Here is a 24,094-nt window from a genome sequence, read left to right as displayed (position 1 = left end):
ACATGGCAAATTCCTCAATGCGATGGGCACCGATTTTACTGGCTTGTCTCACCATCAGTATTGGCCAGTTCAGTATGGGGCTCGTGTTCCCCTCATTGCCGTGGATAGCGGAAGATTTTTCGGTCAGTATCGACAGTGCACAGTGGTTGATTTCCGCTTACTTACTGGGGTTTGGCCCCTCGCAATTTTTTTATGGCCCAATCTCTGACTCCCTTGGTCGCCGCCGGATTCTTTTGTCGGGATTAGTGTTAGCCATTTTGGGCTTGGTATTATTGTTAACCTTGAGCCACTCTTTTGTCGGCTTGGTGATTGGACGATTCGTACAAGGCTTAGGGACCGGTTGCTGTGCGGTACTCGCTCGCGCCTCGACCCGAGATCAGTTTTCCGGTGAGCAATTACCGCAAGCCTTGTCTTACATCACGATTGTCGCGTCCTTTAGTCCTATTATTGCTCCGGTGATCGGCGGTTTTATTAACCACGAATGGGGCTGGATGGCGGTGTTTATTAGCTTGTTGTCTTATATCGCTGTGATTTGGCTGTTACTGTGGTGGAAGTTTAATGAAACCCTCAGTGAGTTTAGACCCATTCCCTCGGTAAGCGTAATTACTCAACAGTATTACACCTTACTCAAATCGCGCTACTTTATCAGTTTTGCCAGTATCAGTTGGCTCAATTTTACCCTGGTGGTGACCACCATTTCATTGATGCCTTTTATTATGCAAGTGCAAATTGGCATGAGCTCGGCGCAATATTCACTGTGGGCACTGATCCCCGCATTTGGCTTGATGTCTGGCAGTTTTATGGTTAACCGTTTGGTCCGTCGCGTTGGGTTTCGTCCTCTGCTGACGCTATCACCTTGCATGCAATTGATTGGGGCGATGTGGTTGTTTTTCTCACCGCCCCAACCGCTTTTGATGATGATCGGTCAGTTTTTTATGGTGTTTGGCAATGGTTTGGCCCTACCTTGTTCCCAAACAATGTTGATGTCTCCGTTTAAACGCCACGCTGGCAGTGTCGCGGCGTTATCGGGGGGTGGGCAAATGATCATTTCTGCTTTGCTGAGTATGCTGCTCTTGCACATCGGTGTCACCAGTGCGCATGAGCTTGCCATGGTCATCGCTGTCTTTGCAGTGATTACTATGTTAAACGTGTATCGCGGTTTCAATACTCCGACACCGCAAGACGAGTTGATTCCCTCGCCGCCTAAGCGCTAATCAGGCAGAACAGTGAAATACACTGCCAGGTACTTGCGCTAATTGCCTCACTTGCTCCACCATCCAAGGACTGAAAGCCCACGGGGTGGCTTGAATGGCCAGTAGCAAGGATTTAGGCTCAACCCATTGGTATTGCATAACTTCATCGGGATTTAATACCAATGGCGCGCTGATAACAGCTTGATGAACTGGGCAAAATTCGTTTTCAACAATGCCAGAATCATCAACGGCGCGATAGTGGAAATCAGGCAACATGCACTCAACACGCGCCACTTTTGTACCGAGCTCTTGCTCTGCTCGACGTAAGATGGCTTGTTCGAAGGACTCATTCGGGCCAGGGTGACCGCAGACAGAATTGGTCCAAATACCAGGCCACGCCACTTTAGATAGCGCGCGTCGCGTTACCAAGAGCAATCCATCTTGGTTGGTAATGTAACAAGAAAACGCCAAGTGCCGCGGAGTTTGTTGATGATGAACAACCGCTTTGTCTTCTTGGCCTATGGGTTGATTGTCGTCGTCGAGTAACACGACGTATTCGCGGGGTAAGGACATGACAAAGTATCAGTAGTGATGAATTTGTCACAATCATAGCAGGTTATCACTCGCAGCGTAAGGTCGCTAGGTTACCGTCCCCGCCAGCGACCATACCAACAAACTCGCCTGTTTTTGCTCACCCACCCCTTAGTAGCGAAAGCGTTTCATTAGGGGCGGGCATGATGGACGGCGTACGTGTTAAACCGAAGCTTGAGTCAATCTAAGACGCATGACAACACGACCAATGACGCAACTCAATACCATGATCATCGCGCTAGCCAATACAATGCCAATCCCGAACAAGAAGGCCGACCCCTGTGCTTCTCCCCCTTGTACTAAGCCATGTACAAGACTAAACGCGACAATTCCTCCCATGGCGACAACGCTTTTCAACCCACCTTGCTTTAACATCCACAGGGCGATGGGAAAGCCAAACAATGAACTGATCACGACGATTTCTACTGACGTCGGCGCCGACCACTCGAGTCCAACAAGATAACCCGCAGTCATGGCCATGGCGATCAGCGACAATAGCTGACTGGCTTTTCTCAACGTAAACACGCTGACAAACAAACCGATTAATGCAAATGCCACTACGTGATCCCACCCGGTAAGAGTATGAAAAAAACCACCCGAGAAGCTCGCTTGCATGTGCGCGCCCGTGTGGGCATATCCGTGAGAGCTAACGCAAAAAAGCCCTAGGCCTATGCCTTTGATTAATCCTTTCATAGTGATACTCCTTGTTGTTGCGCCATTTCGACATCAATGCTTCGCGGCTCTAACATGCCGCGTTCGACAATAAAATCAATCACGGTTTGTAGACCATCGCCTCGTATTAAGTTCGTAAACACAAAGGGTTTATCACCACGCATTTTTTTCGCATCTCGGTCCATGACATCAAGTGACGCATTGACCATAGGGGCAAGGTCTGTTTTGTTAATGATCAGAAGATCAGACTTGGTTATTCCAGGGCCGCCTTTGCGTGGGATCTTATCGCCCGCACACACATCGATAACGTATAAGGTGAGATCGGAGAGCTCCGGGCTGAAGGTCGCACTTAAATTATCACCACCACTTTCCACCAAAACAAATTCCAAATTCGCATGACGATGTTGCAGCTCATCGATGGCGGCAAGGTTCATAGATGCGTCTTCTCTGATCGCCGTATGCGGACAGCCCCCGGTCTCAACCCCTAAGATTCGATCGGCTTCTAAGGCGTCATTGCGCAGTAAAAACTCAGCGTCTTCTTTGGTGTAAATATCGTTGGTGACCACCGCTAAGTCGTATTGCGATCGCATCGCCAAACACAACTGACGCAATAAGGCCGTTTTCCCCGAACCAACCGGACCGCCGACGCCGATACGTAAACATTGTGAACTCATATTAACTCCTAAATAGTCTTGAATACTGTGTTTCATGCCAAGCCGATGCCATTGAATAATTGGGTAACGTCAAACCAATGTTGTCATCTTGGACCAATACGCCTTTTTGCAATGCGTCTTCAATACAGGGCATCAACGCAATCAGCACACGTTGTGCCGCGGTCTGACCAAGGGGAATGGTTTTGCAGGCGACGGTTATTTGGTTTTCTAACCATGACCACAACCACCCCAGGATCATGTGCTCGGTCTTCACGCCATAATGACAGCACGCCTTGGCAAAAAGCGGTAAATAGGTGTTCGATTTGGCCTCACTTGGCAGCTCAAGGCCAAGGCTTAGTAGCAATCGGTGAAAAGTTTGACCAAGTAACTGCTCCTCTGTCACTAATTCGGCGGTATCTCGGTTGGCAAGTAATACCGCTTGCCAGTGATTTAACGCCGCCATGTCTTCTGCTTGCCATGCTTGATAACAACGAATGAGAATGGGGATCTCAAGGCTGACTTGTGCGTTGGTTAAAATCGGTGTCAGCCATGCCTGCAAGGACGTTTCGTCGTGTACCCAGCCTAGGTCGACAGCGGCTTCGAGCCCTTGGCTGTATGCGAAGGCACCGATCGGCAAACTGGGGCTGCTTAGGTGTAATAAAGAAAGTAGCGATTGCGCCTTCATCCGTGGTCATGCTCCTTTGTCGAGTGTTGATGCTGACCATGGCTGTGCCCACCGCTATGATAGGCACCCGATTCTGGATTAAACATCGCGAAATGATGATGACAGGTTAAACCGAGTAAACTGATCATGGTTTCGAGTACGTGATCTGGCTGAAAACGCAGCCACCGTTCACCAATCTCCATCGGCACATGACGATTGCCCAAGTGATAACACGCCTTGGCGAAAGTCAACCAATCTTCTGTCACCGCGGTGATCACCTTTTCTTCTTCGGCAACCACCTTGAACACTTTTCCACACTCGGTGAATAAACAATCTCCGTGTTGCAGTGTGTCCCCCCGGGTCAAAAAGACCCCCACGTCTAAACCGGATTGACTGCTTACTCTAAAGCGGCCGCGTTGACGCAGTTCATAAGCTAAAACTAATGAATCTGAGATATCACCATGATGGTGATCACTTCGACGAATAACTCGTAACATTGCTCAATTCCTTTGATTTTCTGGGCTCAAAATAGCGAATAACGCTGGGCTAATGGCAGCTCTGTCGCTGGATCACAGCTCAATACTTGCCCATCAGCACGGACTTCGTAAGTTTGTGGGTCAACGCTGATGGTCGGCATGTAATCGTTGTGAATCATGTCCTTCTTTGTCACCGTCCGGCAATGACGACAAGCAACGAGATCACGAGCCAAACCAAGGGCTTGTTTTAAGCCTTTTTCCACCGCGACTTGACTGGTGAAAGTCACCGATGTCGACGCAGGCGTTTGCCCATAGCCGCCAAACATAGGGCGGTAATGAACGGGTTGCGGCGTGGGAATCGAAGCATTGGCATCGCCCATTGGCGCAGCCGCAATCACGCCGCCTTTGATAATCAGCGAGGGTTTGATGCCAAAAAAGGCCGGCTTCCACAACACGATATCGGCGAGCTTTCCCACTTCCAGTGAGCCAACCACATGGCTAATTCCATGAGCAATGGCTGGGTTAATGGTGTATTTTGCGATATAGCGTTTGGCGCGATAATTATCCGCTTGGATGGCTTGGTCTTGTGGCAAAAACCCTCGTTGTACCTTCATCTTATGCGCGGTTTGCCAAGTTCTTGTGATCACTTCGCCGACTCGTCCCATGGCTTGTGAATCGGAGGCGATCATGGAAAAGGCACCAAGATCGTGCAAAATGTCTTCCGCAGCGATGGTTTCTTTGCGTATTCTCGAGTCGGCAAACGCCACATCTTCAGGGATATTCGGGTCGAGGTGGTGACAAACCATCAGCATGTCCAAATGCTCATCAACGGTATTGATGGTATAAGGACGCGTTGGGTTAGTGGACGAAGGCAAAACATGCGCCTCACCACAAGCAACGATAATATCGGGAGCATGACCGCCCCCTGCCCCTTCGGTGTGATAGGTGTGAATGGTTCGGCCTTTAAATGCCGCTAAAGTATCTTCAACAAAACCAGATTCATTTAAGGTATCAGTATGAATCGCCACTTGAATATCGTATTGCTCGGCAATCGATAAGCAATTGTCTATCGATGCCGGGGTCGTCCCCCAATCCTCGTGAAGTTTTAACCCGCACACTCCCGCTTCAACCTGCTCGGCCAAAGGCTCTGGCAGGCTTGCATTACCTTTGCCAAGAAAGCCAAAATTCATCGGCATCAAGTCCGTACTGCGAAGCATTTGTTTCATATTCCAGGCCCCCGGTGTGCATGTCGTAGCATTGGTGCCGGTTGCCGGCCCCGTCCCTCCACCGATCATGGTTGTGGTGCCAGCCATCAGCGCCTCTTCGATTTGCTGTGGGCAAATAAAGTGTATATGGGCATCCACAGCGCCTGCCGTTACAATGTGCCCTTCACCAGCAATGACCTCGGTACTGGCGCCAATGTTGATCGTCACTTGTGGTTGAATGTCTTTGTTGCCTGCTTTGCCAATCGCGGCAATATGGCCATCTTTGATCCCAATATCCGCTTTCACCACCCCCCAATGATCCAAAATAAGCGCATTGGTGATCACACAATCCATGACTTGGTCGCGGCACAATTGACCTTGCCCCATGCCATCGCGAATCACTTTGCCGCCACCAAACTTGACCTCCTCGCCATACACGGTGAAATCTTTCTCAACTTGAATAAATAACTCCGTGTCAGCAAGCCTCACTTTATCCCCAACCGTGGGACCATACATATCGGCATACGCCTGTCGTGATATTTCTACCATGGTATTCTCCTGCCCCTTAGTGGGTTATAACTTGCCCATAATGTCACCGCGAAAGCCGTAGATGGTTTGTTCACCCTCGATACCAACCAGTTCTACATGGCGAGTTTGACCGGGTTCGAAACGCACTGCGGTTCCCGCGGCAATGTTTAGGCGTTTGCCTTTGGCCTTTGAGCGTTCAAAATCCAGGGCTGGGTTGGTTTCAAAGAAATGATAATGACTGCCCACTTGAATGGGGCGATCGCCATGATTGACCACCGCGATAACTGTGATCTCTCGGTCAGCGTTGAGGGTAATAGGTACCTCGCTCAAAACATATTCACCAGGAATCATCCTTTTCTCCTATTGAATGGGGTTGTGAATCGTGACCAATTTAGTCCCGTCGGGAAACGTAGCTTCAACTTGTACTTCTTCAAGCAGCTCGGCAATTCCCTCCATCACTTGTTCCTTGGTCAAAAGATTGCGTCCTTCGCTCATCAGCATCGCCACGGATTTTCCATCGCGAGCGCCTTCCATGATTGCCGCAGAAATATAAGCCGTGGCTTCTGGATAATTTAGTTTTACCCCGCGAGCCAAACGGCGCTCGGCAACCAATGCCGCCGTGAACAGTAATAACTTATCTTTTTCTCTTGGCAATAATTCCATTTATTCATCCTCTGTCCTGATTGTCTTCATCGTCTCTATGTGTTCCAGATCCTTGGATAACACGCCGGCCTTTCAAGCAACAAGGGACGAAGAAATGCCCAACAAGCGCGTAAAAGACGTTGCGCTTCTTCACTGCAATCCCCAAGGTATCGCACTAACAACACGTTGAGCCGATAAGTAATACTCAACACCCCTTCTGATTCTGTGGCCATGTAGTCACGCAGCGGTGCCACCATCTTTTCACCATGCTCAAATCCAACCACGGTCAAGGTGCCAGAGACCAAATGGCCATGAAAACCGCTGGCGGCGGACAACAAAGGGTCGGTTGCCGACAGTACTTGTCGCTCAAGCAGTAAAGGGCGATGGTTTCGGTAAATAGAAAGTTTTTGTGAAATACTGCCAGATTTGAACGGAAGCTCACTTTTAGGCCGACCCAAACAAAAAACGTCAATGCCGATAAACTTGGCCTCGCCATGCAACTGGATGTTGGTGGTTAATTGACCTTGTGCGCCATCGAATACGATGGTTTCCATTGGTAACCATTCACATACGCCATTGTTTACTTCAATATCAACACTCTGTAACTGTTTGATATTTTTACTGTCAGCTTGATAAATTTTGCCCGCTGATGGCGTGGTCAATAAAGCGTGGCTACCTTGTTGACACCGAATGTCAATGTGTAAATCATCCCCAGACACCAAGCCGCCAGGTGGGTGCAACAAGTAAATGTGGCACACGTCTTGTTCTGGGTAAAATGGCCGCTGTACTCGAAGGGGTCCTTTAAACGCCATGTGTTTCATTTGCGTTTTATTGCCAGACTTTACCAAGTCCAATCTCAAATGAGCCGGCCAATGGCGCTCAATTTGGGTGGATAGATCACACATCATATTCATAGCGTTACACCGTAAGGTACTTTTTTACCAGCGCATCATTGAGGTCTTCAATCGCCCCAGTCGCCACTTGTCGGCCTCTATCGAGGATACAAAAGTGATCCGCCACTTTTCGCGCAAAGGGCAATTTTTGCTCGACCAGTAAAACGGTTAGCCCTCGTTCTTTGTTTAATCGACGTATAATGTCACCAATTTCCGCCACAACGTTCGGCTGTATCCCCTCTGTCGGTTCATCTAAAATCAATAACTTGGGGTTAATCACTAAGGCGCGACCGATCGCCAGTTGTTGCTGTTGCCCACCAGAGAGATCCCCGCCTCGGCGATGCAACATTTCTTTTAAAATAGGAAACAATTCAAAGATGAACTCTGGGACTTGCTTTTCACCATCCGATCTCATCGGCAACCCAATGCGCAGGTTTTCTTCCACGGTCAATAAGGGAAAAATTTGCCGTCCCTGCGGTACATACCCTACCCCCAACGGGGCGCGCTTTTCAGCCACCTGTTGAGTCAGATCCTGACCACAAAAGTTGATCTCGCCACTTTTGACAGATAGCAACCCCATGATGCATTGCAATAACGTTGTTTTTCCGACGCCGTTTCTGCCCATTAATACCGTGCACTTGCCTTCAGGAACCTGCATCTCTAAATCCCACAACGTATGGCTTTGACCATAAAATTGGTTCAATCCTTTCACCGTAATCATGATTCTTCTCCAAGATAGACTTCAACCACTTTGGGGTTACGCTGCACGTGATCCATACTGCCTTCCGCCAACACATGACCTTGGTGCAGTACGGTCACCTCTTTGGCCAGTGAGCGCACAAAGTCCATATCGTGCTCAACCAATAAGATGGTTCGCTCTCCTGCCAGCGAGGTTAATAACTCACCGGTTCGATCCATTTCTTGATGTGTCATGCCCGCCACTGGTTCATCAACCAGTAATAACTTGGGGTTTTGCATGAGCAACATGCCAATTTCTAACCATTGTTTTTGCCCATGAGAAAGCGCCCCCGCCAATAAAGAGCGTTGCTCATAAAGGCCGATTTGCTTTAAAACGTGATCGATGTAATCGAGTTGCTCGCTGTTTAATTTGGCCAACAAGGTTGAGAACACAGTTTTAGGGCCAGCCATGGCAAGTTCTAAATTGTGAAATACACTTTGCAATTCAAAGACCGTTGGCTTTTGAAACTTTCGACCTATGCCCGCTTGGGCGATCTCTGGCTCTGTCATTGTCAGCAAGTTAATGTTTTGCCCAAACCACGCACTGCCGGAATCAGGCCGTGTTTTGCCAGTGATGATATCCATCATGGTGGTTTTTCCCGCCCCATTGGGGCCAATGATGCAACGTAATTCCCCTTGTTTGATGTAGAGATTTAAATCATTGATAGCCTTAAAGCCGTCAAAAGCGACACTGATGCCTTCTAAATAAAGAAGGTGGCCATGACCGACATTGAGCAAGGGGCTCACGTCCGGCTGCATAAAATCATAGACACGGTGACGGTCAGCCAATGCTCGCGCTGCGTTGAATACACTCATAAGTTCACCTTTTTGCGTTTGAGTAACCCTGTCACGCCTTGCGGCAACAATAAGGTAACGAGAACAAACATTGCCCCTAGGCTAAACAGCCATACTTCGGGAAACGCGGCGGTTAAGTAGGTTTTGGCATAATTCACGGCAAGTGCGCCGACCACAGCACCATAAAGCGTCGCTCTTCCTCCTAATGCCACCCAAACCACTAACTCAATCGAGTTTAAGGGTGAGAATTCTGAGGGGTTAATAATACCGACTTGTGGCACGTACAAAGCACCTGCAATACCCGCAAGCACAGCAGAAAAAGTGAAAATAGCGAGCTTGATGTACTCCACTTTGTAGCCGGTAAATCGCGTGCGTGCTTCAGCATCGCGAACCGCCATCGCCACACGCCCTAGTCGGCTGACCACAATGAATCGACAGCACATATATCCGATGGCTAGCGCAAGGCCAGAAACAACAAATAATGCCAAACGTGTCGCGTCATCTTGTAAGTTAAAACCAAGGATATCTTTAAAGTCTGTTAAGCCATTATTGCCGCCAAACCCCATTTCATTGCGATAAAATGCCAGCAATAACGCGTAGGTTAACGCTTGAGTGATAATTGATAAGTAAACCCCTGTCACTCGTGAACGAAAAGCCAGCCAACCAAAACAAAACGCCAAAATTCCAGGTGCCAACACCACCATCAACATAGCAAACCAAAATTGATCAAACCCATGCCAAAACCAAGGCAATTCCTGCCAGTTCAAAAAGATCATAAAATCGGGTAACTCTGGATTGCCATACACACCTCGGTCGCCAATCTGGCGCATCAAGTACATGCCCATGGCATAACCACCTAATGCAAAAAATGCCGCGTGACCCAGGCTCAATATGCCTAAATATCCCCACACGAGATCCACGGCAACCGCGAGCAAGGCATAGGTCAAGTACTTACCGAGTAAAGTGATGGTATAAGTCGATACATGCAGAGCGGATCCTTCTGCGATAAACAGATTCAACATTGGGATCAGACTGAGAACTGCCACCAAGACGACTAAAAATAACTGTGTAGAGCGATCAAACAACCTAGGTTGGAATTCCATCATTAATCCTCCGCTGAACGACCCTTCTGAGGAAACAATCCTCTGGGTTTCTTTTGAATAAACAAAATGATAAAGACAAGCACGAGGATTTTAGCCAAAACGGCACCCGCCCAAGGTTCTAAAATCTTATTGGCGATACCCAAGGACATTCCTGCGACCAAAGTACCCCATAAATTGCCGACACCGCCAAACACCACCACCATAAATGAATCAATAATATAAGACTGACCAAGATTGGGACCGACATTGGTCAGTTGACTCAGAGCGACCCCAGCAATACCGGCAATCCCGGAACCCAGCCCAAACGTCATTGCATCGACGCGCTCTGATTTCACGCCCATGGCACGAGCCATATTTCGATTTTGCGATACCGCACGGACTTCAATGCCCAAGCGAGTGTATCTGAGCACCATAAACAACAGAGCAAAGACGCAGAGACAAAAAGCAATGATGTACACTCGATTGAGCGTCAAACTGAGCATGGGGTTTATCTCAATGACCCCTTGCATCCAATCTGGCGTTGAGACACTGCGATTCAATGGTGAGAAGATCGTTCTGACCATCTGTTGTAGAATCAGGCTGATGCCGAAGGTCGCTAATAAGGTTTCTAAAGGGCGGCCGTACAAAAAGCGAATCACGCTGCGCTCAATCAACACGCCGACACTTGCCGAGACAAGAAATGCCAAGGGTATCGAAATAAAAATGGACCAGCCGATGTGATTTGGCATTAACGTCTGAACAACGTAAGTGGTATACGCACCGAGCATGATCAATTCACCATGCGCCATATTAATCACCCCCATGACGCCAAAGGTAATGGCGAGGCCAATCGCGGCCAACACTAAGACCGATCCAAGACTGAGGCCAAAAAACAGGGTTTCAACAAAATCAGCGATGTTTTCACGCTGGGCGATCTGATGTAAGGCACGATCCGTGGCTTCGACGAAGGAGTGACTTGGCTCGGTGAGTAAAAATTGATTTAACGCATTTCTCGCCTCTGGTTGGTAGCTCGCCCCTAGTGTGTCAATCGCAGACCGTTGAGCGCTGGGCTCGGCTGACGTTTTGAGTTGATAAATCGCCAATGCCGTATCAAGGCTTTGCTGGACACCCGGGTGCGCCTCGGCGTCCCTTACTTGTTTTAAGCGTTGATAGGTTGGTTCATCTAACTCTCCCATCAACGCCGTCACCGCCTTTATCCGCGCTTGTGGGCTGGGCTGGCTAAGGCTGAGAACAGCGAGGTGTTTTTTTATCTCACCGCGTAACTGATTATTAATGCCTATTTTTTTGACTGTACGGCGGCTCACAGAGACAAATTGAGATGCCTCATCGCTAAACAGCGGGGCAATGACATACTGGCTGCCATTTTTTTCAACTAACTGAACCAGGTTTTGCTTTTTTTTGTCTAGGTAAAGATCGCCATTTAACAATAGATTCAGAATTGAGAATGCCTGCTCGCCACCTTGTTGACTCAGCCGGCTAATAGCAACACTGATTTGCTGATAATCGCGTGTTGCCAAACGCTCTAGCTCATCATTTATGCTCACCGATTGGGCAAAAATCGTCGCACTCCATGTGCTAAGAGCCACCAAGACAAGAAACCATGCCTTAATGCGAAGACAATGCCAGGTTAAAGACTTCTGTTGAGAACGTACCATTCAACAAACCTCTAATATAAAGATCAAAAATGGATAAAACACAGAATGGCTTTACCCCCAAAGAACTGCTTTCACCCCTATGACCCGCTCAGTCAGTTTAGGAACGAAAATGCTTTGACTCATCCATTGGCAATAAGCAAGTCGCTAGGTACTTCACGTGAAGTACCTAGCTTGCCAATTAAAAGTTTTGACCCGAACATTTACCGGTTTTGACGTTGTAGTTACCGCAAGAAAGCGGCTCACGCCAGTCAGCAATTAAGTCTTTTGAACCTGGAAGATAATCCGACCAAGCATCACCAGCGACTAATCCAGAGGTTTGCCAAACGGTTTCAAACTGGCCATCATCTTGGATTTCGCCGATTAACACCGGTTTGGTGATATGATGATTAGGCATCATGGCTGAGTAACCGCCAGTCAAATTGGGTACTGTCACCCCAATGAGTGCATCACCGACGACTTCAGGATTCGTCGTACCCGCTTTTTTCACTGCTTCTACCCACATATTGAAACCGATATACGTTGCCTCCATCGGATCATTGGTTACGCGCTCATCACTTTTGATGAATTTGTGCCATTGCTCGATAAACTCATCGTTTTGATCCGACTCAACGCTCATAAAGTAGTTCCACGCGGCAAGGTGTCCTTCCAGTGCTGACGTGTCCATGCCCGACAACTCTTCTTCACCGACCGAGAACGCCACCACTGGGATTTCATCGGCAGAAACGCCTTGGTTACCCAATTCTTTGTAGAAAGGAACATTCGCATCACCATTAATGGTGGATACGACGGCCGTTTTCTTGCCAGAAGAGCCAAACTTCTTAATATCAGAAACAATGGACTGCCAATCAGAATGACCAAACGGGGTGTAGTTCACCATGATGTCACTCTCAGCGACGCCTTTTTCTTTTAAATACGATTCAAGAATTTTGTTGGTGGTTCTTGGGTACACATAGTCGGTACCGGCTAACACCCATCGCTCAACCCCTTGTTCCAATAAATAATCAACGGCTGGAATCGCTTGCTGATTGGGCGCGGCACCAGTGTAAAAAACGTTTTTCGACGATTCTTCACCTTCGTATTGAACCGGGTAGAAAAGCAAGCTGTCTAGCTCTTCAAACACGGGCAAAACGGACTTACGAGATACCGATGTCCAACAACCAAAGACGGCATCAACCTTGTCTTTTGATATTAACTCTCGTGCTTTTTCGGCAAATAACGGCCAGTTTGAGGCGGGGTCAACCACCACGGCTTCCAGTTTTTTTCCGAGTAAGCCGCCTTTTTTATTCTGTTCATCGATCAACATCAGCATGGTGTCTTTTAACGTGGTCTCACTGATGGCCATGGTGCCAGATAAAGAGTGTAATACGCCCACTTTAATCGTATCTTCCGCCATGGCGTAATGACTGAGTAATGAGGCAGCTAACATTGAAGTCGCTAGAAAATTCCGTTTCATTCGTCTTCTTCCTTGTATGGATTTAATGGTTGAGTGTAAATATTCTGTCGAACGGCCTCCCGCCTCATTTGACTGGGAACTTCTACCGCGATGAACAAAACCAGTATTGATTAAGTCTTCAATGATGCCTATTCGCAGTTGATGCACTTCATCTACGTACAATTACGCATAGGTAACGACTATCTATCGCGCTATACTTATTGGTTTACACAGGATGTGTAGTTTTGACCTTGTTCGATCCCACTCTCAAGGAAGAGAATGAATAGATCCGCTAAAGTGCCCATCACCCGTCGACACTACAACAAATTAGTCGGCAATGAATTGCTCGAAGACTTTGCTTTGCGCTTCACCGCCAAACGGGCTCGTAAGTGGTCTTCCAGTTGGGTGGCCAATACTGCCCTTGGTATTGTCTCGTTTTTGGTGTTGGAGGCACTCGGGGGGACCATTACATTAAATTATGGGGTTACCAACTCACTATGGGCCATTTTTGCGGTCGCCTTAGTGGTGATTTTTTCTGGTATTCCCATCTGTTATTACGCCGCTAAATACGGTGTTGATGTTGATCTACTGAGCCGAGGCGCCGGATTTGGCTATATAGGCTCCACCATCGTCTCGCTCATTTATGCCTCTTTTACTTTTATTTTTTTCGCCTTAGAGGCGTCGATAATGTCGATGGCCATTGAGTTGTTATTTGGCATCCCTTTGAGCATTGCTTATATGCTCAGTGCGTTTATTGTGATTCCGATTGTCATTTTAGGGATCAGCAATATCGGTCGCTTTCAAATGTGGTCACAACCGATTTGGCTATTACTGCAACTGATCCCCCTTATCTATGTCTTCACCCATGAAGATGCCGATCTCAACACCTGGCTTAACTATTCAGGTGCTCAAGCAACAGGTACTCAGTTTGATTGGTTATTATTTGGGTCGGCTTCGGCGGTATTGCTTTCCATCGTGGCGCAAATCGGTGAGCAGGTCGATTTTTTGCGATTTCTACCGCCCAAAGAAAAAGTCGGTAAGGTCAAATGGTGGGCAGCGATGCTCACCGGCGGCCCAGGTTGGATGGTATTCGGAGCTTTGAAGTTGGTGTTAGGCAGCTTTCTTGCTTGGTTAGCGATTAGCCAAGGCGTGATACCTAGCCTTGCCGGTGACCCTGCCCATATGTACTTTACTGCTTTCACCTACTCTATTGACGACACGGGCATTGCGCTTTTTTTAGCGGGAATGTTTGTCATCATCTCGCAATTGAAAATCAACATTGCCAACGCCTACGCAGGCTCCCTAGCCTGGTCTAATTTTTTCTCTCGCATTACCCATCATCACCCTGGTCGTGTCGTTTGGATGATCTTTAATGTCCTCGTGGCATTGGTTTTAATGGAGTTAGGGGTTTATCAATTAATCGAAAAGACGTTACAAATTTATTCTGTGTTGGTGTTAGCGTGGATTGGTACGATTGTCGCCGATCTGATCATTAATAAACCCTTGGGGTTAAGCCCCAAAGGTATCGAGTTCAAACGCTCTCAGCTTTATGATATCAACCCGGTTGGTTTGGGCTCGATGGTGTTGTCCTCTGTCGTGGGGATCACCGCCCATTTGGATTGTTATGGTCCTTGGGTAAAAGCCTTTGCCTCCTACATTGCCTTTTTGTTGCCTTTTTTATTCGCGCCCATCATCGCTTGGCTAACCAAAGGGCGTTTTTACTTAGTCAAACCGCACCGCAACCCGTACCACAGTCAGGGCGAACACCAGTGCAGTGTCTGTGAGTTGACGTTTGAGCATGAAGACATGTCTTTCTGCCCCGCCTACGGAGGGCAAATTTGCTCTTTGTGCTGTACCCTCGATATTCGCTGCCGAGACATGTGCCGTCCCAAGGCGACATTCTCTGCTCAGATCAAATCGTTTTTATCGCCTATTTTTCCGTCACAATGGTTAAAACACTTATCCTCGACCGTCATCCAGTTTATCGTCGTGATGGTGATGGTCAGTCTCGCAATGGGCGCGATATTGACGATTGCTTATACCCAAGTCCCCAACCTTAGCCCTTATCATATGGAGACCCTATCAACGGGGCTACTCAAATCCTTTACCTTGTTGCTGATACCGATTGGCATCATCAGTTGGCTATTTGTATTGGCTAGAACCAGTAATCAAACGGCGTTACAAGAACTGCAGGCACACACCAATTTGCTGACACTTGAAATCAACGCGCACCAAAAAACGGCCCAAGAATTGGAGATCGCCAAACGCTCGGCAGAAACCGCCAATGACGCCAAAAGTCGCTATCTAGCCAGCTTGAGTCACGAGCTCAGAACGCCGCTTAATGTCCTATTAGGTTATGCACAATTGATGAGTAATGACCGTAAACTGGATGAACAAACACGACAATACGCCGATATATTAAAACGCAACGGTAAACACCTTTCCGATTTGATCGAAGGCCTACTTGAAATATCAAAAATTGAAGCCGGTCGTTTAGAGCTTCACCGCGAAGAGTTCAGCCTCCCTACGCTTCTCGAGCAGTTAGTGGAAATGTTTGCCATGCAAGCACAGCGCAAAGGACTGACATTTGAATTTAATTCAAGTAAAAACATCCCTCAATTTGTCTCGACCGACAAGCAGCGCTTGCGACAAATCCTAATCAATTTGTTAAATAATGCGGTCAAATACACCGAAAAGGGAACCATCTCCTTCAAGGTCACCTATCGCAATCAAGTGGTCGCTTTTCGTGTCCATGATACGGGTATTGGACTATCAAAAAGCGATATTAAGAAAATTTTCAAGCCGTTTGAGCGAGTCGAAAATGACAAAACTGCCCTCATTTCTGGCACCGGCCTTGGCTTGACCATTTCGAATGTCCTTGCAGAAATGATGGGCGGCGACATATCGTGTACCAGTCAACTTGGCCACGGCAGTAGTTTTGTTTTAAAACTCATGCTGCCTGAGGTCCGTGTTGGCAAGTTGGAACCGGACATGATCAACGACACCGTGATCGGATATCAAGGCGAACGCAAAACCCTTTTAGTCGTCGATGATATTAAAGACCAACGCGACCTAGTGAAAAGCCTACTGACTCCACTGGGGTTTGATATTGAACTGGCCGACAGTGCGCAGCAAGCCTTAGACATAATGAAAACACGCACAATCGATTTAATTATGTTGGATATTTTTATGCCTGTCGTCAACGGCTGGCAATTGGCGATTCAACTGAGAAAAGAACGCTACCTGCAACCCATCATTATGTTATCAGCCAATATTCAAGAATTTGAAACCCATGGGCATTTAAACGGCATACACGATGACTACCTGACCAAACCCGTGTCACTGCCATCACTGCTAGCCAAGCTTAACCGGTTGCTGGCAATTGATTGGCAATACGATATAAAAAGTGACCTTAATCCCGACAAGGTGATGGCTAAAACGGACAGCTTTTCACAACAAGTCCCCCCAGAAAACCGTTTACGAAAAATTCGCGAATACGCTGAAATCGGGTTTTTAGCCGGGATAAGTCAAGAACTCGATAAATTACCACAGCACACTTACTCTTCTTTTATCAAGACGTTAAGAGCCGATGTTGTAAGTTGTCATCTGAATAAAATCATCTCTGATGTGGATAGGTTAATTGATGAGCATTATTACTAATAATAATATTATCGTTCTGGTGGTCGATGATTCACCCGAGTCGCTAGGCATGCTCAATGCCACACTCAATCAAGCCGGCCTGACGGTATTGGTCGCACTGAGTGGATTGCAAGCATTAGCGATCACGAAAAAAGTACAACCCGATGTGGTTCTACTCGACGCCATCATGCCAGAAATGGATGGCTTTGATACCTGTGTCAAACTCAAAGAACAGTTGCCATCTACCCCGATCATCTTTATGACCGGGCTCAATGACTCCAAACATGTTATCCGAGGCTTTGAAAGCGGAGGTACCGATTATATCACCAAGCCGGTCAATCCAGATGAAGTCCTAGCGCGCATTCGAGTACACAGTCAAAGTGCCCGTTTAGCCAAATCCGCACAAGCGGCGTTGGACTACGCCGGTCAGTATATTTTTTGTGTGTCGAATAACGGTCACTTGGAGTGGGCCACCCCCCATGCACAAGAATTATTAGGGTCGTTAGGGGAAGATTCGTTACAAACGTGGCTGTTAATTCAACAAGATATTGCGTTGTGGTTAATGCAAGACCCACAGAAAAAACCGCTGATATTAAAACAATTTACGCCAAACCTAGAAGTGTCCTACACCGGGGATTACAACAGTATTCAATCACTGATTCGCATCACGACGCCGAAGAAACACAACCGTGAAGAAAGCTTACAACAGGCTTTTAAACTCACTAAACGTGAATCTGAAGTTCTTTACTGGTTATCTTACGGCAAAACCAACTGGGAAATTGCGCAAATTTTAACAATGAGTACGAGAACCGTGCACAAGCACTTAGAGCAAATATACAAAAAATTGCAAGTGGATAACCGCACGTCGGCAGTGAGTTTATCGGTTAGGGTGTTAGAGCACGATCATTAAACGATCAACGTGACTAATTTAGGTATTTCACGGTGGAGAAAGCGACGGTGATAAGTGAGATAGACGTAACACTTACCCTCTGAGGCCGTTGAGAGTAGCGTTTTGTTGCTGGCAGACTCATTACCAGTTCTTCTTCGCTTGTATAACCGTGCTATAGGTAAATAAAGGCGATGAAAAACCGTTACCTGAGACCAGTCATCTCCCCCACGGATGCAGGGGAAATGACCTTAGCGCTTATAGGTAGTCACACAAGTAGGCGCTGTCCACTTCGACTTGGACTAAAAATTTGTCATCGCCGGGGACTTCAAAAGACTGACCAGCCGAAAAGGTTTGCCAAGAGACACTGCCGGGCAATTTTACCGTCAGTTGCCCTTTGATAACGGTCATCTTTTCTGGTGCTTGTGTAGTAAAGGTGTATTCGCCTTTTGCCATCACACCCACACTAGACGTATCACCACTTGATACAAAGCCTAACGACTTCACTTGGCCTTCGAAGTAACTGTTTTCCTTAATCATACTGCTTCCTTGATTTTTACTAAAGGCTATTGATAGCCCAACAATTCAATAAATTCAAGTCTTGTGTTTTGCGAAGGGGAAAAATGAATTATCGGTCACAGATTCCCCCTTCTTTAATTAAGACTTAGCTGTTTTGAGGCTTAAATTGACGTTTTTCACCTTGTGGGCGACGGCGCTTCTGACCTTGATTGGGTTTGTCGGTACCATTGCCTTGCTCAGCAGGTTTACCCTGGCCCGAACGCGCTGAACCAGACGAGCGCGCCCCTGCAGGACGTGGGCGACGTTTGGCCGGCGCTTTGGCATCCGTACCTGGACGCGCTTGGTTATCGTGATGCTTTTTCGGTTTTTTCGGTTTTTTCGGCTTTATCGGGCGCGTGTCTAGCTTTGACTCGGGTACCACATTGGTCACCGCATACCCTTCTAAAGATAGGCGTGGCAACACTTTTTGAATCAAGCGCTCGATGCCAAACAAATCGTCCGCTTCTTGAGCGCAGACTAAAGAAATCGCTTTACCCGGCTCACCGGCACGCCCCGTACGGCCAATGCGGTGAACATAATCTTCGGCCACATTGGGCAATTCAAAGTTCACCACTTGAGGCAATTGCGGAATATCAATACCGCGCGCGGCTATGTCGGTCGCCACTAAGACTCTTAACTCACCGGATTTAAATTGCGCGAGTGCTTTGGTTCTTGCCCCTTGGCTTTTGTTGCCGTGAATGGCGGCGGCGGCCAATTGTTGCTCAGTTAAAAACGCGGCAAGGCGATTGGCACCGCGCTTGGTACGGGTAAAGACCAATACTTGCTGCCAGTTGCCATCAACAATTAATTTGGCCAACATCGGCGCTTTCTTTTTGACGTCAGCAGGGTAAACGGCCTGCTCAATCGTCACCGCGGTTGAATTAGCCGGTGTCACTGAAATTTCGACTGGCTGATTGACAAGTCCTTTGGCTAACTCGCGAATCTCATCAGAAAAAGTTGCAGAAAAAAGCAGGTTCTGACGCTTTTTCGGCAGCCATTGCAATACCTTTTTGATATCACGGATAAAGCCCATATCCAGCATGCGGTCGGCTTCATCGAGCACTAAACACTCGAGTTGATCAAATCGGATGGCGTTTTGCTGATACAAATCGATTAAACGACCCGGGGTGGCGACTAACACGTCTGCCCCTTTGCGCAATCGCTGCATTTGCGGGTTAATTTTAACGCCGCCGAAGACAACCGCAGAACTCAAAGACACATGTTTACTGTACTCGACCACGTTGTCATAAACCTGTGCCGCCAGTTCACGTGTCGGGGTTAAAATCAGGGTTCGCACTTGGTTGCTTTTGACTTTGTGACCCTGTGACAATTTTTCTAGGATCGGTAGCGTAAAGCCCGCGGTTTTACCAGTACCGGTTTGCGCCGCCGCCATCACATCTTTGCCCGATAAAATCGCGGGGATGGCTTGTTGTTGAATCGGCGATGGTGTTGAGTAACCTTTCTCATCAATAGCGCGAAGAATGGGCTGTGATAAGCCTAAGGTGTTAAAACTCATATATGTAATCTCGAGGTGATTGGCCACCGGAGCATAAAAACCACACCAGAGCCAGGAAATGAAAAGTTCGCCATTCTGCGCTTTTTCTTAACTAGGAGCAAGTGTATTTGCAATTAAGGCCCATCAAATCGCTCTTGGTTGTTATCCATTGCTCAATGCTATCGATGGTCGAGGCGACGAAGTTCACCTGGCCCCAATTGGAAAGTTTTCTTAAATTGACGAGCAAACGCCGCTTCTGAGCGATACCCAACGGCAGAGGCGACCTGGGCAACGGACTCACCATGGTGCAATTTATCCCAGGCACACAACATGCGCCACCAAGAGAGGTACTCCATCGGTGTTTGGCCACTGACTTGCTTAAACTGAGTGGCAAAACTGGTGCGCGACATATGGCAAGTTTTCGCCAACTGATCGACACTCCACGCTTGATCAAGTTGAGCGTGAATCGCCTTAACCGCCAGGCCGAGTTTTGGGTGAGAAAATAAAGCCACAATACCAATATCCATTTGCTCTTGTTCAAAATAGCTGCGAATCGCATGCAAAATCAATGACTCGACAAAGTGCGATAACAACACATCTGAGCCCAGTCGCTGAGTTTGAGTTTCAATTTGAATGAGCTGTAGTAATGGATCGATCCACGGTTGACTTTGAGGGTTGCGTTTAATCAGCAAATAGTCTGGCAAGCTGTCGATCAAGTTTTGGCTTTGGGCATTTTGATAGTCGAAATACCCACACAGCATGCCGGTCGAACCTTCAATGATCCCACCGTCAAAGTGACAGCGCTGCGCTTGCTCTGCACTGCCATGCAAAGGCGTGATCTTGTGCTCGGTTGCCCGTAAAAAAATAATAATGTCGCCTGCGTTAAGGGTATCAACGGCGATTTGGTTAATACTGAGATGACACTCACCGTGTGAAATGAGATGAAAAGAACGCGCTTCTTGTTTTTTGCCCACCCACCAATTACCGCAAAATTGGGCATTAACCGACAACTCCACTGACAGCTTGAGTTGTGAGAACAGCAAAGAGATAGGATCATTCATCATTGAACGATTGAGCATAATAAACGTACCTCAAGGCATAGCCTTGTCCATAAAGTGGCTTTACATTGAAAGGATAGCGTCGCAGGCACATCGATCATCGCTTTGCCTGCGACGCATTCAGCATCTCACAACCAATACGGAGAGAACAATGGGTTTTTCATCAAAGCTAGTACCAGGTACACCCTTTCCTACCCTTACTGCCAACACTTTGGAAGGCAGCATTGAACTCAACAAAGCGCACGGTGGCGCTGATTGGCAATTGTTGATTGTTTACCGCGGTCAACATTGCCCTTTGTGTACGCGTTATTTAAACCAATTAGAGACTTTCCAAGCCGCGTTAAATGACATTGGCGTGAGTATTACTGCAGTGTCAGCCGACAGCAAAGCGCAACTTGAAAGCCACCTAGAACAGCTTAATGTGACTTTCCCGATCGCTTATGGGTTAACGCTCGAGCAGATGGAAACCTTAGGGCTTTATGTGTCGATCCCACGTTCTGCACAAGAAACCGATCACAACTTTGCTGAGCCTGGTTTGTTTATCATTAATGAGCAAGGGCAAGTTCAAGCCGTCGATATCTCGAATGTGCCGTTCTTGCGCCCTGAACCTGAAGTGATTGTTCGCGGTATTACCTTTGTTCGCGGCCAAGACGGCTACCCTATTCGCGGTACGTTTCAAGGCGAGTAATCACGCCGGTAGGTAACTCACCTTTCTCGATAAAGTAGTGCCGCCGTTTCGCACTGCTTTATCGCCATCAGAGGGCGTGCCTTTTGAACACGGTCTCCAATCCACATGTCATTCTGATTTTCCCGCTCAGGTCGTTACGTCAACAATCTGTGATATCGACACAATTTTGACGCGACTGACCTATCTCTCGTAAACCATATTTGATTTAATTGCTTGGCTATGAATCGATTAACGCGGATTATCAAGGAAAGAAGAATGAAAATTATCCATTGGTTGGCTATTACCGGTCTTGCTGTCGTCACTTCCTTCAACGCAACGGCCCATGAAAATGGCTTGGTCTCAGTGAAAAGTCACTACGACGTCAATACCACGGTACAAAAGTTAGAGAGTGTCCTCACCAGTAAAGGCATGACTATCTTTGCGAAAGTTGATCATGCAGCAGGGGCCAAAGGCGTCAATATCGACCTAAGACCAACCCAAGTCGTCATTTTTGGTAACCCGAAAGTCGGATCACCACTCATGGTCTGCCAACAAAGCATGGCGATTGATTTACCGCAAAAAGCCTTGATCAGTGAAAATGAACAAGGTGAAGTATGGTTAACTTATAATGATCCTAAGTATCTAGCTAAAAGACACCATATAGAAGGCTGTGATGATACCTTAAATAAAGTCAGCCAAGCTTTGGCCAACTTTGCTAAGGCGGCAACGCACTAACCATGCCGTTGGCTAAAACCAGCTCAATCACCAATCAAAATAAAAGCTCACTCAAGCAGTGAGCTTTTTTAACGGTGAGAGTACATTCACCTCTGATTTGATGGCCTTAACTACTCTGCCTGTTTATCCCCCCAATAACACCACGACAGCATAGCAGACTACTCCCACTAATACCGGCAACGCCAATGAGCGAGAAAACCACCAAGTCAGCACCGTCGCAACACAACCAACGATAGCCGCAAACGCCAATAAGGTTGACGGGTGAGCCGGCACCAAAGACACCCCACACATGGCCGCAATCATGGTAGGTCCGAGGACTTGTAACCACAATGGCGTAGCTTGATTGGCTTTAGAGCTATTGGCTTTCAAACGACGGCGCATCCATACCATAGGTAAGCAGCGCAATAAAAACGTCCCCAAACAAATCATGGCGATCGCCATTGTCACCTCAGTGCTCATCATATCGGCTTCCTCATCGTGCATACATAAAACGTCAACCCACCTAACAAGGCCGCCAAAGGGATCGAAAGATTCGGTAACTCTGCCATTTTCAAGCCAATCGCTGCCAGCATAGTGATGATTAAGGTCGCTCCCCATTGCACAGAGGTAAACCTTGGTAATAACAAAACCAAAAATAAAGCCGGTAATGCAAAGGGCAAGACATCACTGACTACTGGCCAACGCGTCAGCAGAGAATCCCCGGTAATCGCCCCAACGGCGGTGCCAATCACCCAACTTAACCAGGCTAAAACCGCGGCACCAATAAACCATGGGTAACGCTCGTTCGCGTCTAACTGCGGTAAACGAGTCAAGGCTAATGCAAACACCTGATCAGTCAATCCATGCATCAGTACCCACCACCCTTTGCGATCATTTAAATAAGGCGCGAGATTGGGGCCATAAACCACATGACGCGCATTAATCAGCAAACTCATCACAATCACTAACCAGATTGGCGAGCCCGCCGCGATCATCGCGACCAATAAAAACTGAGAGGCCCCCGCGTAGAGAAACGTCGAGATAAGGATGGTTTCAAGTGGTGTTAATCCAGATTGAACCGAAATCAAACCAAAGGAAATCGCGATGGGTATATAGCCACCTAACAGCGGTAACGCGTCTTTGACCCCTTGTAGGCTGGTTGAAAGCGCTTGAGCAGGATTCATGTCACCGCTCCTTGCGCTTGATAAACAATCGTCACCATGAAATTTGCCCATTGCTCGCCAGTTTGGTAAAGGTGCGCTTGATCGGCCTTAAACTGGTAAGTTTGCCCTGCGCTAAGCGCACGTGCTTCGCCATTAGGGCCGACAATGACCTCGCCACTGATCACTAAAATCGATTCCATACACCCGGTAGAATGAGGCGCGGCTTGGCGAACGGTATGCGGGGCACAGCTCATCCAATACACATCGACATTGGGATCGTCGGTGCCCTGATCAATCAGTTTGACCTGCACCCCTTTGTCGCTGAGAGGAAAATCCAAGTGCGCCACTAAATGGCTAAACGGCACTTCTAACCTCATGGCTAAGCGCCAGATGGTGTCTAAGGTTGGATTGGCTTGGCCTTGTTCGAGTCGAGATAGATTCGATTTGGCGATACCGGCTTCTTTGGCCAATTGAGATAATGATATCTGCTTCTCCAACCGAAATCGTTGTAGGTTACGGCCGAGCAGCTCATAGTTGTGGTGATCCTTCATAAATTGTTCCATATAATGAACGTTCGATATATAGAACAACTTTTTACTTGCGCTGTCAAGATTCGAGAACAAAAAAAAGCCACTTCGACTGAAGTGGCCTTTGATTGATTAAGTTAGCAAAAA

The 24,094-nt window shown here is 47.6% G+C and carries 25 protein-coding genes; 5 read left to right on the top strand and 20 right to left on the bottom strand.

From position 1 onward, the window contains the following. Positions 1-2: 2 nt before the first annotated feature. Positions 3-1,214: a multidrug effflux MFS transporter gene (locus AB0763_RS15905; RefSeq protein WP_306099430.1), complete on the top strand. Its 1,212-nt coding sequence runs from the start codon at positions 3-5 to the stop codon at positions 1,212-1,214. Here AB0763_RS15905 and idi read toward each other — a convergent pair whose 3' ends face one another. The 14 genes from idi to urtA all read right to left on the bottom strand — a co-directional run bounded on the left by idi (position 1,215) and on the right by urtA (position 13,261). Continuing rightward, positions 1,215-1,766: an isopentenyl-diphosphate Delta-isomerase gene (gene idi, locus AB0763_RS15900; protein WP_306099429.1), complete on the bottom strand. Its 552-nt coding sequence runs from the start codon at positions 1,764-1,766 to the stop codon at positions 1,215-1,217. It lies immediately after the preceding gene. A gap of 180 nt (positions 1,767-1,946) precedes the next feature. After that, positions 1,947-2,477, bottom strand: a complete 531-nt coding sequence (locus AB0763_RS15895) for a HupE/UreJ family protein (protein ID WP_306099428.1) — start codon at positions 2,475-2,477, stop codon at positions 1,947-1,949. Continuing rightward, positions 2,474-3,130 carry an urease accessory protein UreG gene (gene ureG / locus AB0763_RS15890; protein ID WP_306099427.1) on the bottom strand — a complete coding sequence of 219 codons (657 nt, stop codon included), beginning with the start codon at positions 3,128-3,130 and terminating at the stop codon, positions 2,474-2,476. The genes AB0763_RS15895 and ureG overlap by 4 nt, the downstream gene beginning before the upstream one ends. Before the next feature lies 1 nt (position 3,131). Further along, positions 3,132-3,794 (bottom strand): urease accessory protein UreF, encoded by a 663-nt coding sequence (locus AB0763_RS15885; protein ID WP_306099426.1) that lies wholly within the window; start codon positions 3,792-3,794, stop codon positions 3,132-3,134. Beyond that, entirely contained in the window at positions 3,791-4,270 is a 480-nt protein-coding gene (gene ureE / locus AB0763_RS15880; RefSeq protein WP_306099425.1) for an urease accessory protein UreE, read from the bottom strand. The genes AB0763_RS15885 and ureE overlap by 4 nt, the downstream gene beginning before the upstream one ends. Before the next feature lie 26 nt (positions 4,271-4,296). Further along, positions 4,297-6,003, bottom strand: a complete 1,707-nt coding sequence (ureC, locus tag AB0763_RS15875; protein WP_306099424.1) for an urease subunit alpha — start codon at positions 6,001-6,003, stop codon at positions 4,297-4,299. 24 nt (positions 6,004-6,027) lie between these two features. Continuing rightward, on the bottom strand, positions 6,028-6,333 hold the full coding sequence (locus AB0763_RS15870) for an urease subunit beta (protein WP_306099423.1): 306 nt from the start codon (positions 6,331-6,333) through the stop codon (positions 6,028-6,030). 9 nt (positions 6,334-6,342) lie between these two features. Beyond that, a complete protein-coding gene (locus AB0763_RS15865; protein ID WP_306099422.1) occupies positions 6,343-6,645 on the bottom strand; it encodes an urease subunit gamma in 303 nt (100 codons plus the stop codon). Between the two features lie 35 nt (positions 6,646-6,680). Then, the gene (locus AB0763_RS15860; RefSeq protein WP_306099421.1) at positions 6,681-7,538 is read right to left on the bottom strand and encodes an urease accessory protein UreD; all 858 of its coding nucleotides are present in this window, start codon (positions 7,536-7,538) and stop codon (positions 6,681-6,683) included. A gap of 4 nt (positions 7,539-7,542) precedes the next feature. Further along, entirely contained in the window at positions 7,543-8,238 is a 696-nt protein-coding gene (urtE, locus tag AB0763_RS15855; protein ID WP_306099420.1) for an urea ABC transporter ATP-binding subunit UrtE, read from the bottom strand. Then, the gene (gene urtD, locus AB0763_RS15850; protein WP_306099419.1) at positions 8,235-9,071 is read right to left on the bottom strand and encodes an urea ABC transporter ATP-binding protein UrtD; all 837 of its coding nucleotides are present in this window, start codon (positions 9,069-9,071) and stop codon (positions 8,235-8,237) included. Before urtD ends, urtE begins: the two co-directional genes overlap by 4 nt. Beyond that, positions 9,068-10,153 (bottom strand): urea ABC transporter permease subunit UrtC, encoded by a 1,086-nt coding sequence (gene urtC, locus AB0763_RS15845; protein WP_306099542.1) that lies wholly within the window; start codon positions 10,151-10,153, stop codon positions 9,068-9,070. Before urtC ends, urtD begins: the two co-directional genes overlap by 4 nt. A 2-nt stretch (positions 10,154-10,155) precedes the next feature. Continuing rightward, positions 10,156-11,808 carry an urea ABC transporter permease subunit UrtB gene (urtB, locus tag AB0763_RS15840; protein WP_306099418.1) on the bottom strand — a complete coding sequence of 551 codons (1,653 nt, stop codon included), beginning with the start codon at positions 11,806-11,808 and terminating at the stop codon, positions 10,156-10,158. Between the two features lie 178 nt (positions 11,809-11,986). Then, positions 11,987-13,261 (bottom strand): urea ABC transporter substrate-binding protein, encoded by a 1,275-nt coding sequence (gene urtA, locus AB0763_RS15835; RefSeq protein WP_306099417.1) that lies wholly within the window; start codon positions 13,259-13,261, stop codon positions 11,987-11,989. A gap of 258 nt (positions 13,262-13,519) precedes the next feature. Between urtA and AB0763_RS15830 the strand changes: the two genes are divergently transcribed. Then, positions 13,520-16,900: an ATP-binding protein gene (locus tag AB0763_RS15830; protein WP_306099416.1), complete on the top strand. Its 3,381-nt coding sequence runs from the start codon at positions 13,520-13,522 to the stop codon at positions 16,898-16,900. Then, entirely contained in the window at positions 16,884-17,789 is a 906-nt protein-coding gene (locus AB0763_RS15825; RefSeq protein ID WP_306099415.1) for a DNA-binding response regulator, read from the top strand. Before AB0763_RS15830 ends, AB0763_RS15825 begins: the two co-directional genes overlap by 17 nt. Before the next feature lie 234 nt (positions 17,790-18,023). Here the strand turns inward: AB0763_RS15825 and AB0763_RS15820 are convergent, their stop codons facing one another. The 3 genes from AB0763_RS15820 to AB0763_RS15810 form a co-directional block, all read right to left on the bottom strand. Beyond that, on the bottom strand, positions 18,024-18,305 hold the full coding sequence (locus AB0763_RS15820) for a pyrimidine/purine nucleoside phosphorylase (RefSeq protein ID WP_306099414.1): 282 nt from the start codon (positions 18,303-18,305) through the stop codon (positions 18,024-18,026). Between the two features lie 124 nt (positions 18,306-18,429). Beyond that, the gene (locus AB0763_RS15815) at positions 18,430-19,839 is read right to left on the bottom strand and encodes a DEAD/DEAH box helicase (protein ID WP_306099413.1); all 1,410 of its coding nucleotides are present in this window, start codon (positions 19,837-19,839) and stop codon (positions 18,430-18,432) included. Between the two features lie 158 nt (positions 19,840-19,997). Then, the gene (locus tag AB0763_RS15810; RefSeq protein ID WP_306099412.1) at positions 19,998-20,897 is read right to left on the bottom strand and encodes an AraC family transcriptional regulator; all 900 of its coding nucleotides are present in this window, start codon (positions 20,895-20,897) and stop codon (positions 19,998-20,000) included. A 130-nt stretch (positions 20,898-21,027) separates the two neighbouring features. Here AB0763_RS15810 and AB0763_RS15805 point away from each other — a divergent pair, with 130 nt between their 5' ends. Both AB0763_RS15805 and AB0763_RS15800 read left to right on the top strand, forming a co-directional pair. Further along, positions 21,028-21,564, top strand: coding sequence for a redoxin domain-containing protein (locus tag AB0763_RS15805; RefSeq protein WP_306099411.1), 537 nt, complete (start codon positions 21,028-21,030; stop codon positions 21,562-21,564). 255 nt (positions 21,565-21,819) lie between these two features. Continuing rightward, positions 21,820-22,278, top strand: a complete 459-nt coding sequence (locus AB0763_RS15800) for a DUF302 domain-containing protein (protein ID WP_306099410.1) — start codon at positions 21,820-21,822, stop codon at positions 22,276-22,278. Between the two features lie 123 nt (positions 22,279-22,401). Here AB0763_RS15800 and AB0763_RS15795 read toward each other — a convergent pair whose 3' ends face one another. The 3 genes from AB0763_RS15795 to AB0763_RS15785 are packed head-to-tail and all read right to left on the bottom strand — an operon-like array spanning position 22,402 to position 23,971. After that, positions 22,402-22,740, bottom strand: a complete 339-nt coding sequence (locus AB0763_RS15795) for an AzlD domain-containing protein (RefSeq protein WP_306099409.1) — start codon at positions 22,738-22,740, stop codon at positions 22,402-22,404. Beyond that, complete coding sequence (locus AB0763_RS15790; RefSeq protein ID WP_306099408.1) at positions 22,737-23,441, bottom strand: AzlC family ABC transporter permease; 705 nt, start codon at positions 23,439-23,441, stop codon at positions 22,737-22,739. The genes AB0763_RS15795 and AB0763_RS15790 overlap by 4 nt, the downstream gene beginning before the upstream one ends. Continuing rightward, positions 23,438-23,971, bottom strand: coding sequence for a helix-turn-helix domain-containing protein (locus AB0763_RS15785; protein ID WP_306099407.1), 534 nt, complete (start codon positions 23,969-23,971; stop codon positions 23,438-23,440). The genes AB0763_RS15790 and AB0763_RS15785 overlap by 4 nt, the downstream gene beginning before the upstream one ends. Positions 23,972-24,094 lie beyond the last annotated feature (123 nt).

The sequence above is a fragment of the Vibrio sp. HB236076 genome, assembly GCF_040957575.1.
Taxonomy (GTDB): domain Bacteria; phylum Pseudomonadota; class Gammaproteobacteria; order Enterobacterales; family Vibrionaceae; genus Vibrio.
The sequence above is the reverse complement of the archived record's forward strand: the minus strand, read 5'-3'. Positions and strand labels throughout refer to the sequence as shown.

Bases quoted from the DNA above. Each gene is read 5' to 3' on its own strand.
- AB0763_RS15870 (WP_306099423.1), bottom strand. From the start codon at position 6,333: ATGATTCCTGGTGAATATGTTTTGAGCGAGGTACCTATTACCCTCAAC.
- ureE (WP_306099425.1), bottom strand. From the start codon at position 4,270: ATGTTACGAGTTATTCGTCGAAGTGATCACCATCATGGTGATATCTCA.
- AB0763_RS15865 (WP_306099422.1), bottom strand. From the start codon at position 6,645: ATGGAATTATTGCCAAGAGAAAAAGATAAGTTATTACTGTTCACGGCG.
- urtB (WP_306099418.1), bottom strand. From the start codon at position 11,808: ATGGTACGTTCTCAACAGAAGTCTTTAACCTGGCATTGTCTTCGCATT.
- AB0763_RS15885 (WP_306099426.1), bottom strand. From the start codon at position 3,794: ATGAAGGCGCAATCGCTACTTTCTTTATTACACCTAAGCAGCCCCAGT.
- AB0763_RS15785 (WP_306099407.1), bottom strand. From the start codon at position 23,971: ATGAAGGATCACCACAACTATGAGCTGCTCGGCCGTAACCTACAACGA.
- urtE (WP_306099420.1), bottom strand. From the start codon at position 8,238: ATGATTACGGTGAAAGGATTGAACCAATTTTATGGTCAAAGCCATACG.
- urtC (WP_306099542.1), bottom strand. From the start codon at position 10,153: ATGGAATTCCAACCTAGGTTGTTTGATCGCTCTACACAGTTATTTTTA.
- AB0763_RS15825 (WP_306099415.1), top strand. From the start codon at position 16,884: ATGAGCATTATTACTAATAATAATATTATCGTTCTGGTGGTCGATGAT.
- AB0763_RS15795 (WP_306099409.1), bottom strand. From the start codon at position 22,740: ATGATGAGCACTGAGGTGACAATGGCGATCGCCATGATTTGTTTGGGG.
- AB0763_RS15800 (WP_306099410.1), top strand. From the start codon at position 21,820: ATGAAAATTATCCATTGGTTGGCTATTACCGGTCTTGCTGTCGTCACT.
- ureC (WP_306099424.1), bottom strand. From the start codon at position 6,003: ATGGTAGAAATATCACGACAGGCGTATGCCGATATGTATGGTCCCACG.
- AB0763_RS15810 (WP_306099412.1), bottom strand. From the start codon at position 20,897: ATGCTCAATCGTTCAATGATGAATGATCCTATCTCTTTGCTGTTCTCA.
- idi (WP_306099429.1), bottom strand. From the start codon at position 1,766: ATGTCCTTACCCCGCGAATACGTCGTGTTACTCGACGACGACAATCAA.
- AB0763_RS15815 (WP_306099413.1), bottom strand. From the start codon at position 19,839: ATGAGTTTTAACACCTTAGGCTTATCACAGCCCATTCTTCGCGCTATT.
- urtD (WP_306099419.1), bottom strand. From the start codon at position 9,071: ATGAGTGTATTCAACGCAGCGCGAGCATTGGCTGACCGTCACCGTGTC.
- AB0763_RS15805 (WP_306099411.1), top strand. From the start codon at position 21,028: ATGGGTTTTTCATCAAAGCTAGTACCAGGTACACCCTTTCCTACCCTT.
- AB0763_RS15830 (WP_306099416.1), top strand. From the start codon at position 13,520: ATGAATAGATCCGCTAAAGTGCCCATCACCCGTCGACACTACAACAAA.
- urtA (WP_306099417.1), bottom strand. From the start codon at position 13,261: ATGAAACGGAATTTTCTAGCGACTTCAATGTTAGCTGCCTCATTACTC.
- AB0763_RS15905 (WP_306099430.1), top strand. From the start codon at position 3: ATGGCAAATTCCTCAATGCGATGGGCACCGATTTTACTGGCTTGTCTC.
- AB0763_RS15820 (WP_306099414.1), bottom strand. From the start codon at position 18,305: ATGATTAAGGAAAACAGTTACTTCGAAGGCCAAGTGAAGTCGTTAGGC.
- AB0763_RS15860 (WP_306099421.1), bottom strand. From the start codon at position 7,538: ATGAATATGATGTGTGATCTATCCACCCAAATTGAGCGCCATTGGCCG.
- ureG (WP_306099427.1), bottom strand. From the start codon at position 3,130: ATGAGTTCACAATGTTTACGTATCGGCGTCGGCGGTCCGGTTGGTTCG.
- AB0763_RS15790 (WP_306099408.1), bottom strand. From the start codon at position 23,441: ATGAATCCTGCTCAAGCGCTTTCAACCAGCCTACAAGGGGTCAAAGAC.
- AB0763_RS15895 (WP_306099428.1), bottom strand. From the start codon at position 2,477: ATGAAAGGATTAATCAAAGGCATAGGCCTAGGGCTTTTTTGCGTTAGC.